Origin of the sequence: Rothia sp. HMSC058E10 (assembly GCF_001809415.1) — a bacterium.
Taxonomy (GTDB): Bacteria; Actinomycetota; Actinomycetes; order Actinomycetales; family Micrococcaceae; genus Rothia; species Rothia dentocariosa.
The window spans coordinates 177,413-195,804 of sequence record NZ_KV797640.1 but is presented as its reverse complement, the minus strand read 5'-3'; the positions used below and the strand labels follow the sequence as shown (position 1 = coordinate 195,804).

The 18,392-nt window shown below is 56.5% G+C and carries 15 protein-coding genes; 13 read left to right on the top strand and 2 right to left on the bottom strand.

Annotated elements, in window-relative coordinates:
* Positions 1-80 precede the first annotated feature (80 nt).
* The 11 genes from HMPREF2609_RS08335 to HMPREF2609_RS08285 all read left to right on the top strand — a co-directional run bounded on the left by HMPREF2609_RS08335 (position 81) and on the right by HMPREF2609_RS08285 (position 12,496).
* On the top strand, positions 81-761 hold the full coding sequence (locus HMPREF2609_RS08335; protein WP_141745272.1) for a hypothetical protein: 681 nt from the start codon (positions 81-83) through the stop codon (positions 759-761).
* Positions 762-1,409: 648 nt separating this feature from the next.
* Positions 1,410-2,252 (top strand): hypothetical protein, encoded by an 843-nt coding sequence (locus tag HMPREF2609_RS08330; RefSeq protein ID WP_070536354.1) that lies wholly within the window; start codon positions 1,410-1,412, stop codon positions 2,250-2,252.
* A gap of 192 nt (positions 2,253-2,444) precedes the next feature.
* Positions 2,445-2,804, top strand: a complete 360-nt coding sequence (locus HMPREF2609_RS08325) for a cell surface protein (RefSeq protein WP_070536350.1) — start codon at positions 2,445-2,447, stop codon at positions 2,802-2,804.
* A 353-nt stretch (positions 2,805-3,157) separates the two neighbouring features.
* Complete coding sequence (locus tag HMPREF2609_RS08320) at positions 3,158-3,799, top strand: hypothetical protein (RefSeq protein WP_070536348.1); 642 nt, start codon at positions 3,158-3,160, stop codon at positions 3,797-3,799.
* 460 nt (positions 3,800-4,259) lie between these two features.
* Positions 4,260-5,147 (top strand): hypothetical protein, encoded by an 888-nt coding sequence (locus HMPREF2609_RS08315; RefSeq protein WP_070536345.1) that lies wholly within the window; start codon positions 4,260-4,262, stop codon positions 5,145-5,147.
* Positions 5,148-5,451: 304 nt separating this feature from the next.
* Complete coding sequence (locus HMPREF2609_RS08310; RefSeq protein WP_070536341.1) at positions 5,452-5,910, top strand: hypothetical protein; 459 nt, start codon at positions 5,452-5,454, stop codon at positions 5,908-5,910.
* A gap of 249 nt (positions 5,911-6,159) precedes the next feature.
* Positions 6,160-6,939 carry a hypothetical protein gene (locus tag HMPREF2609_RS08305; protein WP_070536338.1) on the top strand — a complete coding sequence of 260 codons (780 nt, stop codon included), beginning with the start codon at positions 6,160-6,162 and terminating at the stop codon, positions 6,937-6,939.
* Positions 6,940-6,985: 46 nt separating this feature from the next.
* The gene (locus HMPREF2609_RS08300; RefSeq protein ID WP_246825627.1) at positions 6,986-7,639 is read left to right on the top strand and encodes a copper resistance CopC family protein; all 654 of its coding nucleotides are present in this window, start codon (positions 6,986-6,988) and stop codon (positions 7,637-7,639) included.
* Between the two features lie 203 nt (positions 7,640-7,842).
* Positions 7,843-8,634, top strand: a complete 792-nt coding sequence (locus tag HMPREF2609_RS08295; RefSeq protein ID WP_048754488.1) for a copper chaperone PCu(A)C — start codon at positions 7,843-7,845, stop codon at positions 8,632-8,634.
* Between the two features lie 171 nt (positions 8,635-8,805).
* Positions 8,806-10,263, top strand: coding sequence for a Dyp-type peroxidase (locus tag HMPREF2609_RS08290; protein ID WP_371326044.1), 1,458 nt, complete (start codon positions 8,806-8,808; stop codon positions 10,261-10,263).
* A 64-nt stretch (positions 10,264-10,327) separates the two neighbouring features.
* A complete protein-coding gene (locus tag HMPREF2609_RS08285) occupies positions 10,328-12,496 on the top strand; it encodes a bifunctional copper resistance protein CopD/cytochrome c oxidase assembly protein (RefSeq protein WP_070536334.1) in 2,169 nt (722 codons plus the stop codon).
* Positions 12,497-12,721: 225 nt separating this feature from the next.
* Here HMPREF2609_RS08285 and HMPREF2609_RS08280 read toward each other — a convergent pair whose 3' ends face one another.
* Entirely contained in the window at positions 12,722-13,405 is a 684-nt protein-coding gene (locus HMPREF2609_RS08280) for a TetR/AcrR family transcriptional regulator (protein ID WP_004005982.1), read from the bottom strand.
* A 411-nt stretch (positions 13,406-13,816) separates the two neighbouring features.
* Here HMPREF2609_RS08280 and HMPREF2609_RS08275 point away from each other — a divergent pair, with 411 nt between their 5' ends.
* A complete protein-coding gene (locus HMPREF2609_RS08275) occupies positions 13,817-15,055 on the top strand; it encodes an alpha-hydroxy acid oxidase (RefSeq protein WP_048778414.1) in 1,239 nt (412 codons plus the stop codon).
* Positions 15,056-15,347: 292 nt separating this feature from the next.
* A complete protein-coding gene (locus tag HMPREF2609_RS08270) occupies positions 15,348-17,351 on the top strand; it encodes an NHL domain-containing thioredoxin family protein (RefSeq protein ID WP_070536332.1) in 2,004 nt (667 codons plus the stop codon).
* A 16-nt stretch (positions 17,352-17,367) separates the two neighbouring features.
* On the opposite strand, the gene HMPREF2609_RS08265 is transcribed toward HMPREF2609_RS08270, so the two are convergent.
* On the bottom strand, positions 17,368-18,348 hold the full coding sequence (locus HMPREF2609_RS08265) for a zinc ribbon domain-containing protein (RefSeq protein WP_070536382.1): 981 nt from the start codon (positions 18,346-18,348) through the stop codon (positions 17,368-17,370).
* Positions 18,349-18,392 lie beyond the last annotated feature (44 nt).

Below are 18,392 nucleotides of genomic sequence, written 5' to 3'. Positions count from 1 at the left end.
ACACCTTGTCACCTAAAAGTCTCAATCAGGTTAGCTAAAATAGTAGTAAGTAATGTTGCAGCCTGAAAATATATCCTGTTATGACACAGAAACACTCAGAAAGACATACCGTGACCATCGTACCGAGAAAGTATAGCGCTCTTCCGTTAGCCCTTGCAGGGCTTGGTCTGTTGAGTGCGTGTGCATCCTCCGAACCTCAGGATCCGGTGACTCCCGCCGTGGTGACAGTGACTGCATCCCCCTCAACACATGGTACGGCTGCGGAACCTTCACCTTCGGCAACCTCTAACTCCTCGTCAGATCCCTCTCATGCCCCCGACGCGCCCCAGGGTAATGGGGGAGGAGGAAATACCGCTGGCGGCTCGGTGAATGGTGATACTAATCAGAATCAGCCCGGAACCGGCGGGAACAATACGCCCGCGCAACGTAACAATGGTGGATCTCCAACCGAACCCAAGGTGAATGTGAATGGTTCTTGGACCCACACGAACTCCGAAGGCGATAAAATCACCGTTGAGACGAGCGGCGCGTGGGAAGTTATCAAGAGCGACGGCGAGGTCATTAGAGTGAGCGCAAGCGGCGCATGGACCCAGACCGACCATGACGGCGAGGTTATCACGGTTAACGCCGACGGTTCGTGGTCAGTCTCCGAGAACGGCATTGTTGAGGATGGAGAAGATCGGCCTGAAACCCCTACAATTCCTGGAAAACCCAATAGTTCGGAGGCGGCAACTCCGGTAACCCCTGCAACTCCGCGTTAAGACGCGGTTCTGTGCGGAAAACTGGTATACACAATATATAACTATGAATGATATAAATATGTAAGTATTATTAAATACTTTATATATAAACTTTATAAGTATTTCACCCTGTTCTCAAAATATCTATAAATCAAATGGTCCTTGCACAAAGATCTCTGTGGTCGACTGCTCGGGTGATACTCTACTAAGCTGAGTTTTCTTGTGTTCCGGTATTTCTTGTTGTTGGGTGTATGCCTCTTGGTGCGCGAATGAAGTTTTTCCTTGTGGGGCAGGGGTTTGTATGTCGGGAGGATAGAGACCTTCACATAGAACTCTCGTAAGTGTAAAGAAAATGTATATAAAAATGATGATTAACTTTAATCTGTAGTTTCACATCCTAGATTTTGAAGTGTTTCCCAAGATATTCTTGAGGGTACCCGCAGAAATTAACGTGATATTTTTCAAGAAACGTGTTAATGGATAGCTTCAAGATGCGGAACACCTTTAGAATAGATGTATCCCTTCTTCCGGAAGGACTATTTATCCCGCAACGACGCTCTTCAGTGGGGATCGCTATAACACCATATTTTTCGGTGCTGTGGTGCGCTCATGCTGAACGTTTGGGTGGTCGCAACGGGACGTCATCACCGGTTTATAGAAAGAAATGCAATGAGCATGAAGAGAACCTACGCCGTTGTATCGGTGGCTGTGGCGAGTATTCTTGCCCTGAGCGCCTGCGGCTCCTCAAATGAGGCGTCTTCCTCCGTAACATTATCGCCCAACAGCAGCTCCTCAAGCTCAAAATCTTCTCCCACGAAATCTAAGTCTCCAAGTCCCAGTTCCTCGGCGAGTTCATCCCCTTCCGCGACGGCTACTGAAACCGCAACCTCCGAACCTGCGGATGCTACTCCCTCTTCAACCGCCGAAAGTAATACTACAGGTGAAGCCGTGAATGCTCCCACGCTCACGGATGCGGCAACAGCCCCCGAATCTCCGGCTGCTAATTCTCCTGAGGAAAGCGCAGCAGCTGGTGGTGCAGATGCGAATAAGGATGTCGATGAAGCGGCGAAGCCGGCTGACGGCTCTGGTGGAAGTAACTCCGGGCAGCAGGGAAATTCTGGAGGTCAGGGAGGAGCAGGATCCGCAAATAAAAATGGCGGTTCGCAAGGGTCTACCGGCAACAAGGGAAATGGCGGTGCTTCTAGTATCAAGGTGAACCGCGATGGTTCGTGGTCTCAGACCGCTGCGGATGGAAGCACTATCAAAGTTGATTCCGATGGCTCGTGGAAACGCAAGAATGCCGATGGAACCCGAATTCGTGTGTACGACGACGGATCGTGGGTGCAAAAGTATCCGAACGGAAGCGAATTCGGCGTCACCGATAACGGCGAATGGTACTCCTCTAATGGATGGCGAATTTCGTCCTACACGCCCCCAGCGCCCACGTATCCTGGACGGGGGACGGCTCGTCCAGCACAGCCTAAGCGCGCTGTTTGGCAGGGGCGCGGGTAATAAAAACGGCTGACTTTCTGCCCTGAGATGGGAAAACACGTGAAAACTGTAAAAATTATAGCGAGTCTTGCTCTAGCATTTGCTTCTGCTCTGACGCTAAGCGCTTGCGTTGCTCATAGCTCCAGCGGTTCGGCCGCCTCTCCATCGGTGTCGAAAACCCCTAAGCCTTTTCCGTCCGTAACGGTACGCAGTATGGAGGAACAAACCACACAGGTTTCCTCGGATGGTTCATGGTCTTATGTGTCCAATGATGGTTTGCAGGTGAAAGTCAATGCTGACGGTTCTTGGACTAAAACCGGGATTATGGGCGAGGAAACTGCGGTGTCGGCAGATGGGTCATGGACCCATAAAGCTCGAATCGAGATTGCAGAGCAGGGAACAGTGCAAGGCTCCCAGGCTAAGGTGCAGGCGGATGGCGGCTACACGACTGTGAAGAAAGGCGGGCAGCCCGGAACCGCGAAACCTACGGTTCCTCAGATGCCTGAAAAACCTGCAAACCCTCAGGCGGTAACGCCTAAGACCCCGGTTGAGCCCTCGTATGCTCTGCAATAGTTTGTGACTGCGACCTCTGTCGTGAGGACTTTCAGGAACCGAAGCGCCGCATCCACAAGGCTAGGATGCGGCGCTTCGGCTTTTCATCTGCCTGCGATAAGAGCCTGTGGTACGGGGGGGGGGTATACCCCACCCCTTTACTTCGCGGGAATTCGGAGGCCTGAAATAGGTATAAAAAACCTTAAGATAATTTTTAAGTTTCTTAGGTTAAACACAGGTTTACATAGGCTCAACATAGCTAGAACCAGTAGAATAAAGGTATTCCCGGTAGGGTATAGCTCCTGTAATTTCAGTCTTGTGACGCGAAATTTTCGGGTACTGAACAGTAATTCATCATCAGAAAGACTACGCACATGATCACCAAGAAAACTTCCGCCCTTCTTTCTCTGGCTGTAGCAGGCGTTGTAGCCCTCAGCGCATGCGGTGCCAATAACTCCAATAACGCTTCGAACTCTTCATCGGCATCCGCTTCTGCATCTGCGACTCCCAAGGTCTCCGCCTCTGACGGTTCGGTCACTGTGAATAATGGTGATACCTCTGTTACCGCTGGGGCTGACGGTAATATGCAGATGAAGAACGGCGATTCCACGGTATCTGCTGGTACTAACGGCGGAATGCAAGCGGATAACGGCTCGGGGTCGAGCGCATCCGCATCTACTAGCAATAATGGCGGCGGGGCCGGTTCGCATACTGTTGTATCTGATGGGTCGTGGACTTACACTGAGGCTGATGGTGATAATATCGCCGTGGCTTCTGACGGCTCATGGGTTCGCACCGAGACTGATGGCGATATTACCACTGTGAGTTCCGATGGCTCATGGACCGTTAAAGATGGTGGTGATGTAACAGCTGTAAGCGCTGATGGCAGCTACACCGTTCAGGAAGATGGCAAGCCGTCCACGAAGAAGCCAAGCCTTCCGGATCTGCCCAATAAACCAAGCGACTCTAAAGCTGTAACTCCTAAGTCCCCAGTTCAGCCAACCACTGCCGGCTAGATTATTCTAGATAGAGAGTCGATATGCCGTGCGTTGCCTCTGACGCGCTACGGTAACTACTGGTCTAGAAGGCTCCACCCGGACGTAGCATCACGGTATACGGCGCGATAATTCAAGCGGTGCGCATCCTTATGATAAGGATGCGCACCGCTTTGGTGTGTGGATAAAGGGTGGCAAAATAAAACCCCGAAACCATAAGAGACGCTTGTATAAGTGCGAGGTATGTTCTAAGTTTTCTGAGGTCTAAGAGAAGGGTAAATATTTTAAAATATTAATTAATTTTAATAACACAAGGAAATACAGTTAATTGTTTGGGTTAGAAATGAGTATGCGTTAAAGGGTCTATTTATTGCTCTTAGCATAAAAAGAGCCACAGGGAGGGGAAAATTCCTGAAAAATACCGTCAGTGTGTGAGAGAGTTGAAAACCAGTCAATAATCACCGGCAGAAAGGATAGGCGTATGATCGCCAAGAAGACTTCCGCTTTTGTATCTCTGGCTGTTGCGGGCATGGTGGCGCTGAGCGCCTGTGGCTCGGACAATTCTAACGGCTCCTCCTCAAGCTCTTCCGCGGGAAGCGGTGCGTCCGGTTCCGCATCGGCAAACTCTTCAGCTTCCGCTTCCGGCGGCTCAGACTCCTCGAACGCTAGCGGTGGCGCCAGCGGCGATGCTTCGGCAAACTCCAGTGCCGGTTCTGATGCTAGCGGCGGTGCAGACTCGGAGAAGGGGTCTGGTAGCGGATCTAGCGACGGCGCGGGGTCGGAGGATAAATCTGGTTCCGATTCTGGCTCACAATCAGGCAACGAGGGCGGCTCCGGTGGAGGCTCGGGTGCTGAAGGCGGTGGCGGCGCTCAGGGTGGCGCACAATCGGGCAGCGGTGATGGATCAGGCGGCGGAGCGAACGGTTCTGGCGCTGAGGGTGGCGGTGGTGCCCAGGGTGGCACCGCTCCTAACTCTGGTGGCGGTGCTGCTGGCGCTGACGGTAGCGGCGCACAGGGTGGTGGCGCCAATGGCGCTCCCGGATCTGAGGGATACGTTCTGGTCTCGGAAGACGGCTCTTGGACTGCTACTGAACCCGACGGCGATACGGTTACGGTCTACTACGATGGCTCTTGGACTAGGACCGACGCTTCCGATGGTCACACCGATCTGGTGGGCATCGACGGCTCCTGGGTTAAGAACGAAGGCAATACGGTGACGGCTGTGCAGTACAACGGCGCCTACAATGTGATGGTTAACGGTCAGGCTACGTCCGAAAAACCCACCGACCTGCCGGATCTTCCCGTGGTTCCCAATACTCCGGGAGCGGCAACTCCTAAAACGCCTCTCAACCCGACCACTGCGGGCTAGTACCTGCGGGCAGCTGTGAGGCGGCTGTGTAATCTGGCGCGCATCCTTAGTTTTTGAGGATGCGCGCCTTATTTCTGCTAAAAATACGGAAGATATAAATATGATGGGGGAATTTAACCGTTGGATATGCAATTAAACTACATAATTTTATGCACGCCATTTCGCAAATATTTATGGAAATGCAATGTATTTACGGCTCATAGCATAAAAACGTTCCGTACCTGGGATAAATCCCTGAAAAATACTTTAGGTGTGTGAGAGGGTGGGTTTTGAACCAACAATTACCGGCAGAAAGGATAGGCGTATGATCGCCAAGAAGACTTCTGTTTTTGTGTCCCTGGCTGTTGCTGGTGTGGTGGCGCTGAGCGCATGTGGCTCTGGCAGCTCTGGTGGTGACTCCTCCTCAAGCTCATCCTCAGCATCTACATCGTCAAGTTCATCCGCCTCGCAGGGATCCGTGACCACGGACAACAGCGGCACATCAGGCGACTCCGGTTCAGGCGGTGGCGCTGGCGGCGGCTCGGGCGCAGAAAATAATTCTGGCGGCGGCTCACAGATGGAGAATGGCGGCGGATCCGGCGGCACTGGTTCAGAGCCTTCAGCTGGCGGCAACATGCAGACCGGTGAGAGCGGTACCGGTGGCCACATGCAGACGAAGCCCGGCAGTGAAGGTGGAGCCCGTATGGATAACCCGCCGGAGGAACAACAGCAACAACAGCCCCAGCAGGGACAGCAGCAGCCTCAGCAACAGCAAAAGCAGTAACCTGAGGCATTCGCCCCTCTGTGGCGGTATACTGCCGCCGAAACAGGCGAGTTTCGGCGTATCTGTGCATATGGCGCGCATCCTTGAACGTGAGGATGCGCGCCATTACGGTGTTCAAAACGTTAACCAGCCGAACATGTCACATCTTCGCCGTGAAATACCTGGTCAGCTGACAAACCGGTAGAATGTGGGATATTGACAGGTTGCGGGTACACCCGCATATGACGACTACGAGCGAGGAGGCGGAACATGCACACACGCGCAAAGACGCGCCATCATGCCCGCCTTCTCGCCGTCAAAGACTGTGCCGAGCGGAAATCATCGCCGCGTGAGGTACAGTCAGCAACCGCTGCCGCCCGAGGTGCCCGTGTGATGCGTGCCTGGCTTATTTCGGCATCTGCGGTTCTGCTGGGCTCGGCAGGGCATACTCTCGCCGGAGGCGGTGCCGCGCATCCGATGATTCTTGCGCTTTGCACCGCGTTAGGGGCGCTCGCCGCTCTGGGACTTCTAGCGCTACTCGAACGTATAACGCGCTCACGGCAGCGAGCCCTCTACCTGGGCACTGCAGCAGGCGCTCTCACGGTACAAACCCTGCTCCACGGTGTTTTCAACCTATCCCACGGATCCGCTCAGGCGGTGCATCGTGTGGCGGCACTGCAAGGAAACCACGCGCACGGTCATGCACATGCGCCCGGAACATCCCTCGCCCTTGAACACGGGAATGGGCTCAGTCACGCCGTCGCCCAGCACGCTACCGGCACTATGATCGGGGTGCACGCTCTTGCAGCCCTGCTAAGCCTTATACTTTTGCACCGTGGTGAACGTGCCCTCGCACAGGCATTGTGGGCTCTGCACTGTTATCTGAATACACGTTTGCAGTCCGCTCTGCGCATTCCGGTGCTGGCACCGCTTCCTGTCTTCCCCCGTATATACGGACGTTTTGTCATATCCGTTTATCTTCGTCGGCTGATGCTGGCGTTCTCCCGCGTGGAGCGAGGACCGCCTGCAGTCCTGGGAAACCCCGCGTAACCCCAACCATCGCCCGTGCTACGAGTCTGCCCACCGGCTGGCTTGTGTGAGTGTTATACACCTTCCTCGACTAAAACCGAGCGTGAAGGTGCATGCGGCATGGGCATTCGATGCAGATAAAGGATTTACACATATGCGCACCATGATGCGTACCCTGGCGGCGGTTTTGCTCGCCAGCCTGATGCTTTTCGGCGGTGCCGCAGCGCAGGCGCATGACGAACTGGTCTCTTCCGACCCCGCCGCGAACGCAACTTTGACGCAGGCACCTGCCGAGCTGAACCTGACCTACAGCGCGAACCTCATGAATATTGAGGGCGGAAACCGCGTGCGCGTAGTCGATTCGACTGGCGCATCCGTAGCTGAAGGCGAGCCACAGGTAAAGGGAACGACCGTCACCCAGCCGCTCAAGATCAAGGACGCGAGCGCCGACGAGACCTATACCGTCACCTGGCGCGTAGTCTCCTCGGACGGGCACCCTATTCAGGGAACCTATACGTTCAGCGTTGGCGCAGGTAAAGCCGCAGCATCCCCGCAGGATGCGGGCACCGGCGAATCTTCGCAGGCCGCAGCTGATACCCAGAACTCCACTAAGTCAGATTCCGATTCCGGGGTGAATTGGTGGCTGATTGGCGGCGGTGTAGGTTTCTTCGTCGTGCTGGCCGTGGGGATTCTCGCCCTGCTCAAAAAACGTTCCGCATAATACCTTGTACACCCATGACGTTACTGGGCAGCTTCCGGACGTCACACCCATTGGCAGGCGCCGCATCGGGATCTTCCCGCAGATTGCGGCACGTGCGATTAAAAGTCGCAGAATAATCGAACGCCGCGAACTGTCGCATGTCCCTGCCGAAGAATTGTTCGCACACACAGGCGGGTTTTACCGCCAGAAAAGAGTAAAAGATCATGAAAAAATTTCAGGCTCACCACAAGCTGATGGCTTTGAGCTCCGTAGCTCTCGCCGGGATTCTTACCCTGAACGCTTGTGGCTCTACCAACACGAACTCTGATTCGAGCGCATCCGCAACGAGCTCATCCAGCGCAGCGGCAAGCGGTTCGGCACAGTCGTCTTCAGGCCCGATCAAGATTGAGAACACCTGGGCTAAGGCAACCGACGGTGGTATGACCGGCGTTTTCGGCAAGATTACCAATACCAGCGATCACGATGTGAAGGTCGTCTCAGCAACCTCGACTGCGACCGATGAAGTGCAGCTGCACACCACGGTTAAGGACTCCAACGGAAGCACCAAGATGCAGCAGGTGCAGGAATTCACGGTGAAAGCGGGGGAGACCCTGGAGCTGAAGCCCGGAGGCAACCACATTATGCTGATGGGTCTGAACTGCTCGCTCTCGGCGGGTGCCAGCACCACGGTAACCCTCAAGACTGAGGACGGCGCAACCCTGGAGTTCAAGCCTGAGGCACGCGACTACTCTGGCGCTAAGGAAGAATACCAGGGCGATGCGCAGTCCACCGGCTCAGCTTCGGCGGACGCATCCGCATCAGCTTCGGGTGACTCCCATGACGGCCACGAGCATGGTCACGGGGACGGTGAACACTCTGATCATGAGCATAGCCATGGGGATGGTGAACACTCCGATCATGAGCATGGTACGCATGAACACGGTGAGCACAGCGACCACGACCATATGAGCGGCGAAGCCTCGGGGAGCGCATCCGCAAAACCGCAGTGTAAGTAGCCGCAGCGCTCGGCAACGGGTGTTCTGAACACATCAACCGAGCCTATGCAGGATGCGCGGTGTACAAAACCGCAACATTTGGGGGACTGGCACCGTGCATCCTGCCTCACTCAACTGAAGCGCCGATAGCGCGCATGAGAGATAGCCGCAGGCATAGAGGAATGAAAGATTATGACGACGGAGAATGACAAGATGGGTACCCCGCAGCCTCCGCATGAGCCTTCTTCGACGGAGGCCAACGAGCCGCAGGAGGGTACCGCCGGGATGTCTGAAGGATCGGCAGCTGAGGACTCTTTGCGACATCATGACACCCGGTCTGCGGAATCTCCAGGGGTGCGTCGCCGTACAGCACTCGCCGGTGCTTTCCTGGGGGTGGGGACCGGTGTGGCCGTTGGCGCCGGGGCACGCGGTCTGATAGCGTCGGGGCATGAAACGGGTGCGCACGAGCCTGTACCCGCGCAGCAGGCGCTGACCACTCAAACCGTGAATTTTTACGGTGATAAACAGGCCGGGATTATGACCCCGGCACAGGCTCATGCGCGTTTTATTGCTCTTGATCTGAACGATGGGCTGGAAGCCCCCGGGGTGCAGCGTCTGTTGAGGATTTTGACCTCCGATGCGGCCGCCCTGACTATGGGGGTGACTCCGCTGACGGATCAGGAACCTGAGCTTGTGCAGGCTCCCGCACATTTGACTATCACATTCGGGTTTGGCGAAAAGATTTTTGATATTGTGGCACCCGCCAAAAAACCGGCGTGGCTTAAACCTCTCCCAGCGTTCCCGAAGATCGACCAACTGCAGCAGAAGTGGAACGGCGGTGATCTGCTCCTGCAGATTTGCGGGGATAATCTGCTGACGGTCTCGCATGCCCAGCGGATGCTCACCAAAGACACCCGCTCCTTCGGGCGTATCCGCTGGGTGCAAGAGGGATTTCTGAGCGCCTTCGGTACCGGTCAGGGCACTCCGCGTAATCTTTTCGGACAGGTAGACGGCACCGTGAATCCGGTCGAAGACCCTCACGAGACACCTGGGCGCGGTGGCGGGTCGGCACACGAGATCGTGTGGGGTGAGGGGAGTGCTGAGCAGAACTTCCCGCAGGCCTGGGAACCGGGCGGTACCTCCGTGGTGATTAGGCGCATCCACATGAATCTGGATACTTGGGATGAGGTCGATACCCCCGCTCGTGAAGACGCTATCGGGCGTAAGCTCTCTAACGGCGCGCCCTTGACCGGCAATGATGAATTTGATGACCCCGACTTTGATAAGCTCGATAATCTGGGCTTTGAGGTCATCGCCCCGTATGCGCATATTCGCCGGGCGCACGGCACCGAGCTTGAGAAGAAACCGTGGGAGCGCATCCTGCGGCGCGGCTATAACTATGACGAGCCGGTCTTTAACGCTTCAGGGTTCTCAGAACACGGGCAGATCAGCGGCGGCATTTCGGACGCAGGGCTGATTTTCGTGGCCTACCAGGCAGACCCGGTGGCGCAGTTTGTGCCTATTCAGAAACGGCTTGAACAACTGGATATGCTTAACACATGGACGGTTCCGGTGGGATCAGCCGTGTTCGCAATTCCTGCCGGGGTACGTGAGGAAGGCGGGTATATCGGCGAAAGCCTCTTCGCCTAGCCGCCCAAGATTTACGCGCATACCTAACACGCACCATCGCACACACCACAGATGAAAAAGAACTATGGCTACTACGTCTTCACAACCGCAGAAAACCGAGACTGACCCTCAGCGCGCCGCCGTGCGCCCCGGGCTGTCCGCGCCCTGGATTACCGCCTATGTTGGGGTCGGTCTGCTGACTCTGCTGGTCTCGTTAAGGCTAACCCTGGCGAACTCGGGAACCGAGCTTGCCGATGCTGGCGGTTTTGTACGCTGGGCGCTGCCTATTTCCGAGGTTATTCATAATTTTTCGATGGCGACGACCATGGGTGCGCTGATCTTCGCGATGGGCATTATTCCCCGCTATGCAGCCGATGCCGCCGGAACACACCGAGGCAAACGCACCACGAAAAACGCCGTCGATAAAGAGTACAAACCATTTGCCGATGTGCTGAACCTTGCCGCCGCCTCCGCCGTGCTGTGGACTCTTGCGGCACTTGCCGTCCTGATTCTTTCCTATGCCGATATTTCGGGGCGACCCATTGGCTCTGGCACCGATTACGCCAGCGAACTCATCAGCTATATCACCACCTTAGATGCGGGCAAAGAAAAAGGTATGACTGTCGTGGTCGCCGCCGTGGTCGCCACCGCTTGTTTCGGGGTGCGCTCGCTTATGGGACTGTTTTTCATCTTCATGGTCTCGCTCGTCGGTATCGCGGATATGGCGCTTTCGGGGCATTCCTCGGGCGGGCAGGACCATATGGGCGCCGTCAACTCCCTGGGATTGCACCTGCTGGGGGTGAGCATCTGGTGCGGTGGGCTGATCGCGTTGGCGTTTATCTCGCGCGGTATTTCGGGTAAGGATGCGGGCACCGGCACCATCGTCGAGACACACCGCGGCGAACAAACGGCGGCGTCTCGTCGCGTGCCGATGGCCCAGGCGGTACTGCGCCGCTACTCGCTGCTTGCCCTCATCGGGTTCATTCTCGTGCTGCTCTCGGGCATTACGAACGCCGGGGTGCGCATGTCGTCGTGGCGGGACTTAGGCACCGACTACGGCAAGATTGTGCTGCTCAAACTGGGGTTAACGCTTCTGCTCGGGGTAATCGGAGCAGCACATCGGCTTTATCTGATTCCCGCGCTCTCTGCCGGTAAGATGAGCGGCACCCGTGCCCTGTGGAGCGCCATCTCTGCTGAGCTCGTGATCATGGGGGCGGCCTCCGGACTGGGGGCTTCGCTCTCACGTACACCGCCGCCGGTTCCGGAAACTCTCGCGCCGGATGCCACGCCGGTGCGCATTATCACCTGGTACGATATGCCGCCCGAACCGCATTTTCAGCGTTGGTTCACCGAGTGGCGCTGGGACTGGTTCTGGGTCGCTGTGCTGGGGTATCTGGCGATTGTATATTTGTGGGCGTTCATGAAAGTACGTCGTGCGGGTGACTTTTGGCCCGTGATGCGCGCTGTCTCCTGGATTTTAGGGCTGCTCGTGCTGAACTATATCACCTCCGGTCCACCCGCTGTATATTCGCGTGTGCTGTTTTCGGTGCACATGTTTGAGCATATGGTGCTCACGATGGTCGTGCCGATTCTGCTCGTATTGGGCGCGCCCGTAACACTGCTACTTAAGGCGCTGGAACCCCGCCAAGACGGTACGCGAGGCCCTCGTGAGTGGATTGTGCGCATCGTGCATTCGGGGTGGTCGAAAGTTGTTACACACCCCATTTTTGCCGCCGTAAACTTTGCGGGATCGATTATTATCGTCTATTTCACGCCGCTTTTCGGGGTGATGCTGCGGTACCATATCGGGCACGAATTCATGATGATTCACTTTACGCTCACGGGCTATATCTTCATGCTGGTGCTTATCGGCATTGACCCGATTCCGCATCGCCCCCAGTACCCGATGCGTCTGATTATGCTGATCGCAACCCTGGGGTACCACGCCTTCGTGGGTATTTCGATCATGAACTCCAAGGCGCTCCTGGAAGCTTCTTGGTTCGGCAATTTGGGGCGCACTTGGGGTTTGTCGGCGCTGGACGACCAGAAGATGGGCGGCGCGCTCATGTGGGGTATCGGCGAAATCCCGACCATGATCGTGGCGATCGCGGTGGGCTTCCAATGGTCGATGGCAGACAAGAAACTTGCCGCACGCATTGATCGGCAGGCCGACCGCGACGGGGACGCCGAACTGAATGCCTACAACGAGATGTTTGAGCGCCTGCATGAAGAGGATGCGCGCCACGGCTCCTAAACGACTTTCATTCATTCGCTCTTCCAAGCCCCTCGCGAACGCGGTCAAGCTACCTTCGTAGTTAAGCTTTGTCACCGGTGGCCGCGTGTGATGTACCCGCAGCAAAGCCTTTGAACCCGGTCGTTGCTGAACATACTCGCGGCATAAAAATAAAGGGCGTAGGGGAACCCCAGAGGGGTGCCCCTACGCCACATAAGACAGGGTATCGGCAGATGAAGCCGTTCGTTATGACTTGAGCGAGTATTCGATGCCGTCGAGCAGAATGGTCATTTTATGCCGCAGCCACTCTAAGGGATCCGAGGTCACCGAATCCCGCAGAATAGTCCGAATCTCTTGACGCTCGGCGGAAGCACCTGGGTCTTGGAAAGACTGCAGGTCGGTTGAGGTGCGCTGCATCTGGTGCTGAATTTCTTCACGTCCAGCGCCGGTTTCAGCAATAAACGCATCGCTGTGTTCAACGCTTCGTCTGCTGTCGATAACCATATCCAGCAGCATATCGCAGGTGAGAACGGCCTTCTTTGCCGAAAAACCTTGTTTGATGAGAATCACACAAAGCTCTTCGAAAAAGTATGTAGCAATGGGGGGAACGATGCCGCGTGCCACTTCGGTTGCCGCGCCCGGGTATTTCTCAAGGCTGTGCCAGGTATTGAGGGCGTGTGCAGTCAGAACCTCACGCCAGGGACCTTCAAAGGAAGGAACCTCAATACCGGAATAGGCATATTCGAGCCCCATACGTACCAGTTCGTCGCGGTCCGGTGCGTAGCGATATAGGGTGGTTTCCCCTACCCCTAGACGGTCACGAACGGCGGCAAACGTGAGATTGGCAAAGCCTACGTCTAAAACGGTTTTGGCAATCTGCTCACGGGTTAGGCTTGGGGGACGTCCACGGCGGGCTTTGGGTTGGGTCATGGTTGGTTTCCTTGCACGGTGATTGCATATTCATATCTGATAATAGGTCTTTACGAGGCGGAATAAAAATAGCAGTTTGCCCGGGTATCTCAGGGTGAGACAAGAATGAAAATTCTTGTCACCTGATCAAAAAGTCGCAGATGTACTCGCCTCGCAGCGTCGCGAGAGCAAGGTTTGCGGGTCCTTCCCCCGAAAAACCGCCTCAATAACGGTGTGTAGCACTCGGTGCTGGTTAATAAGTCAAGCCTTGCCTTATTTATTAGTATGGGTTAGCGTAGGGTTACGGGCATTGTGTGGTCCGACCATAACTGTGAATGAACACACACCATACTTTTGCGTTATATCGCGGTATATGACGCTTTGAACCTCGTATAGCAATGAAGCGGCAACCCCGCAGAAAGAAGGCGCCCCATGGTACAACGTCAGTTCCCCAAGCCCAGCGAACTCAAAGAATTTATGACGTTCAAGAAGCCCAGCCTGGACTTCGCCGGGAACCGCCTCGAAAAAGCCCTCACCATCTATGATCTGCGCAAGATCGCCAAACGCCGCACCCCAGCTGCCGCTTTTGACTATACCGATGGCGCCGCCGAAGGCGAGTTCTCTATGAACCGCGCACGCCAGGCCTTCGAGGATATCGAGTTTCACCCCGGCGTGCTCACAGATGTTTCGACCGTAGACACCACTACCGAGGTTCTAGGCGGTACCTCTGCCATGCCTTTCGGTATCGCTCCCACCGGCTTCACTCGCCTCATGCAGACCGAGGGTGAGATTGCTGGCGCCGGTGCAGCAGGTGCCGCGGGCATCCCCTTCACCCTGTCTACTCTGGGCACCACCAGCATTGAGGATGTGCGCGCCGCAGACCCCAACGGCCGCCTTTGGTTCCAGCTGTATGTCATGCGTGAGCGCGAAATCTCCTACGGGCTGGTAGAACGCGCCGCCAAGGCAGGATTCGATACGCTCTTCTTCACCGTAGATACACCCGTTGCTGGCGCTCGACTGCGCGATAAGCGCAACGGTTTCTCTATTCCTCCGCATCTGACGATGAAGACCCTGCTGAACGCAATTCCGCGCCCCTGGTGGTGGTTCGACTTCCTGACCACGCCCAAGCTGGAATTCGCTTCGCTCTCCTCGACCGGCGGCACCGTGGGCGAGCTTCTGGATAACGCGATGGACCCCTCCATCAACTATGAAGACCTGAAGATTATCCGTGAAATGTGGCCCGGCAAGATCGTGATTAAGGGCGTGCAGAACCTCGAAGATTCTAAGAAACTCGCCGATCTGGGCGTAGACGGCATCCTGCTCTCGAACCACGGCGGTCGTCAGCTGGATCGTGCGCCCGTACCCTTCCACCTGCTCCCGGAGGTTGTGCGCGAAGTAGGGATGGATACCGAGGTGATGGTCGATACCGGCATTATGAACGGTGCCGATATTGTCGCCTCTATGGCGCTGGGCGCGAAGTTCACCCTGATCGGTCGCGCCTACCTGTACGGGCTTATGGCCGGTGGCCGCCGCGGCGTGGACCGGACTATCGAGATTCTTTCCGACGAGGTGCGCCGCACCATGAAGCTGCTCCAGGTGCACAACATTGCCGAGCTTGAACCCAAGCACGTAACTCAGCTGCGCCGCCTGCAGCCGATCCCAAAGGCGTAAGTTCTAAACCTGCATAACTTCCCTTTCGCTAGGGGATGATAAAAGGCTCTTGAGGTGAATACGGCGGAGTTTCTAAAACTTCGTTCACCTCAAGGGCTTTTTAGTATGCGCATGGGGTAAAACCTAGGGTGATGTCTTCGCTTCTATGACAGAATATGACGGCGTATTGCGGGACGAGTTCATAAACTTTTACCGCCCGGTGAACATGCCCGCACCGCTGGCATAATAGGGTGAAACGAGCGCACCCTGTTACTAAGCGGGGTCTGGGCGCGAAACCATAGGGGAGAGAATCGTGAACGAAACCAGCAACCAGCATTCCGGGCAAGATCATACCGGGCAGAAAACCGTGCGCGTGCGCGCCAGCGAACTGATCGGACGATCCTGGCTCAACACCGGCGAGAAGAGCCTAGACCTGCAGACTCTTCGCGGCAAAATCGTGATCCTCGACTTCTGGACCCTGTGCTGCATTAACTGCCTGCACGTACTCGACGAGCTGCGCCCCCTCGAAGAAGAATTCTCGGATGTGCTCGTCACCGTGGGCGTGCACAGCCCCAAATTCGAGCATGAGGCAGACCCGGTAGCGCTCGCCGCAGCCGTAGACCGCTACGACATCAAACACCCCGTACTCGACGACCCCGAACTCACCACCTGGCAGGCCTACACCGCCCGCGCCTGGCCCACGCTCGTGGTCATCGACCCCGAAGGTTATATTGTGGCGCATCTATCCGGGGAGGGACACGTGCAGGGGCTTACCTCACTCGTGCGTGAGCTCGTTGCCGAACACGAGAAAAAAGGTACCCTGCACCGTGGCGACGGCCCCTATGTACCCCGACCCAAAACCGAGGGAACATTCGCTTTCCCGGGGAAGGCTATCGAACTCCCCACAGAGTTCGGGCCCAAAAACCTGTTCGGCACCGGCTCACGCACCTACCTGGTGTCCGATACCGCTAGGCACCGCATCCTGCAGGTCGCCGAAGACCTCAACACGGTGCTGGCAACCTACGGCGGGGGAGAGGGTGGCGATAAAGGCTACGCCGACGGAATCGGAACCACCGCACGCTTTAACGAACCGCAAGGGCTTGCCCTGGTACCCGCCGAACTCCGCGAAAAACTTGGGTACGATGTGCTGATTACTGACACTGTGAATCACCGGCTGCGCTCGCTGAACCTGCGCACGGGCGAGGTTCGTACCCTTGCGGGCAACGGCGTGCAGCGCGTTATTGATGGAGATAATGCCGTCACGGGCAACGCAAACCATATCCCCGCAGATGCGCCCGCCACCGCTGTAGCCCTCTCATCCCCGTGGGATGCGGTCTACTCGCGTGAAGCCGGGCAGTTCGTGATCGCGATGGCTGGCACCCACCAGCTCTTCGGCTACGACCCCGTTTCTGAAACCATCAGCATTTTTGCGGGCGCCGGGGTTGAAGGGCTGCAGGACGGTACCGCCGAGGATGCATGGTTTGCCCAACCCTCCGGCATTATCGAGGCGCGTGACGGCAGTCTGTGGGTAGCCTGCTCGGAAACCAGCGGGCTGCGCCACGTAACCTTTACGCGGGATGAGCACGGGCACCAGAGCGTACAGGTGACTTCTGCAGTAGGGCTGGGTTTGTTCGATTTCGGGTTCGTGGACGGCGACTCGCAGACCTCTCGTATGCAGCATCCGCTGGGACTTGCAGAGCTTCCCGACGGTTCTATCGCAGTGGCAGACACCTATAACGGTGCGATTCGCCGCTGGGATCCTGCCGCGAAGGAACTGAGCACCTTGCAGCGCGGACTCGCCGAACCTGCCGACCTCCTGGTGGAGCATAGTCCGGGTGAGGACCCCCGCCTGATAATCGTGGAAACCAATGCGCACCAATTAGTGCGTGCCGCAATTCCGGCGCAGGCGCAAAAAGTGGACGAAGGCGCGATCACAACCGCCCGGCCCGCCACGAAACTCACCGGCGGAACCCTTGAATTTACTTCGCGGTTTACCGTGCCGACCGGGCAGAAACTCGATACCCGCTGGGGAGACCCGACCCAGCTGAAAATCTCATCCACCCCCGAAAACTTCCTGCTGGACGGTGCCGGTACCTCCCAAGGGCTCAGTCGTACCCTCGTGCTCAACCCCGAAATTCAGGAGGCGGTGCTGCACATTACCGCCCGCGCCGCCGCCTGCGACGGTACCCCCGACGGCGATATTCCCGAGCACGCCGCATGCCACCTATACCAGCAGGACTGGGGTATTCCGGTCATCGTCACCGGTGATGCTGCGGATGAGAGCGAACTCGTACTGGATTTGCGAGGGATTAACTAAGCTAGGGTAAGGGCCCTCAGAAGCTCACGTGCACCGCCGTGCCGTTGCTGACGTTCACTGTCGGTTTGATGGTAAACGGAACTTCCTTCTCAAAGGGCTGCCGCTCGCCTGTATACAGGTCAAGCTGCGTGAAGGATACCTTGACCTTGCCCTGCGCCTGGTCAGCGCTCCATTCGCCGTTCGCGGTGACCGTCACGTGTGGATGCGGATACTCCGTGACCGACCAGGTCACCTCGCCGTCCACACGCCCGGGGAAGGTGTACTCGAAGGGGCAGCCGCTCGGGTAGAGAGTCTTTTGCTCGGTGCAGGAATTTACGTAATTCTCCACCTGATGCTGTACGGATTCCCGGGCCTGATCGCTCGCCTTCAAATCGAGTGTAACCTGCGAATTTGCATCCGCTGAGAGCACCTTTTGCGAGTACGGCTGCGCGGTATACACCGTCGAATCATAAGAAATGGAATAGTTACCGGGGTAGAGCACCGGGAATGTCGCCTCACCGTCATCAACCGCAACCTTGCGGGTGTTCACGGTCGCCGCCTGTACACCCTTAATCGAAACCTTCAGCTCGGGCAACTCGCCGGGTTCAATCTCCCACCGTGGGAAAAGACCCCAGTGATCGCCCACATGATGCAGTCTGAAATCGGTGTGTTCCTGTGCGCCGTCAAGGGTGTAGGAGGCTCTCACCGTCGCATGCTCGCCGTCATCGCTGCTTTCCACTACCTCATAGGTAATATTAGACAGCCCCGAAACCGACTTCTTCAGAACCTCACCATCGAGAAGAGACCCGTCGCCCTCAGGTACCCGCGCCCCCAAAATACCGAGCGCATGCGAACCATTACCGTCCTGCAGCGCTCTGAAATACTCCTGAACTTGACCCGTGGGGGTGTACACCAGCCGATTCAGAGCAAAGAGCGCGCCAAAAGCAAGGGTTACCGACACGAAAACGCCGATAACCCAGGTAGCTAGAACCCGTTCCACGGGAGAAAATTTGTGCATGATTACAGCGTACCGCACCGCGCGGGCGCACCTGACACCGGGCA

Bases quoted from the DNA above. Each gene is read 5' to 3' on its own strand.
- HMPREF2609_RS08335 (WP_141745272.1), top strand. From the start codon at position 81: ATGACACAGAAACACTCAGAAAGACATACCGTGACCATCGTACCGAGA.
- HMPREF2609_RS08330 (WP_070536354.1), top strand. From the start codon at position 1,410: ATGAGCATGAAGAGAACCTACGCCGTTGTATCGGTGGCTGTGGCGAGT.
- HMPREF2609_RS08325 (WP_070536350.1), top strand. From the start codon at position 2,445: ATGGAGGAACAAACCACACAGGTTTCCTCGGATGGTTCATGGTCTTAT.
- HMPREF2609_RS08320 (WP_070536348.1), top strand. From the start codon at position 3,158: ATGATCACCAAGAAAACTTCCGCCCTTCTTTCTCTGGCTGTAGCAGGC.
- HMPREF2609_RS08315 (WP_070536345.1), top strand. From the start codon at position 4,260: ATGATCGCCAAGAAGACTTCCGCTTTTGTATCTCTGGCTGTTGCGGGC.
- HMPREF2609_RS08310 (WP_070536341.1), top strand. From the start codon at position 5,452: ATGATCGCCAAGAAGACTTCTGTTTTTGTGTCCCTGGCTGTTGCTGGT.
- HMPREF2609_RS08305 (WP_070536338.1), top strand. From the start codon at position 6,160: ATGCACACACGCGCAAAGACGCGCCATCATGCCCGCCTTCTCGCCGTC.
- HMPREF2609_RS08295 (WP_048754488.1), top strand. From the start codon at position 7,843: ATGAAAAAATTTCAGGCTCACCACAAGCTGATGGCTTTGAGCTCCGTA.
- HMPREF2609_RS08290 (WP_371326044.1), top strand. From the start codon at position 8,806: ATGACGACGGAGAATGACAAGATGGGTACCCCGCAGCCTCCGCATGAG.
- HMPREF2609_RS08285 (WP_070536334.1), top strand. From the start codon at position 10,328: ATGGCTACTACGTCTTCACAACCGCAGAAAACCGAGACTGACCCTCAG.
- HMPREF2609_RS08280 (WP_004005982.1), bottom strand. From the start codon at position 13,405: ATGACCCAACCCAAAGCCCGCCGTGGACGTCCCCCAAGCCTAACCCGT.
- HMPREF2609_RS08275 (WP_048778414.1), top strand. From the start codon at position 13,817: ATGGTACAACGTCAGTTCCCCAAGCCCAGCGAACTCAAAGAATTTATG.
- HMPREF2609_RS08265 (WP_070536382.1), bottom strand. From the start codon at position 18,348: ATGCACAAATTTTCTCCCGTGGAACGGGTTCTAGCTACCTGGGTTATC.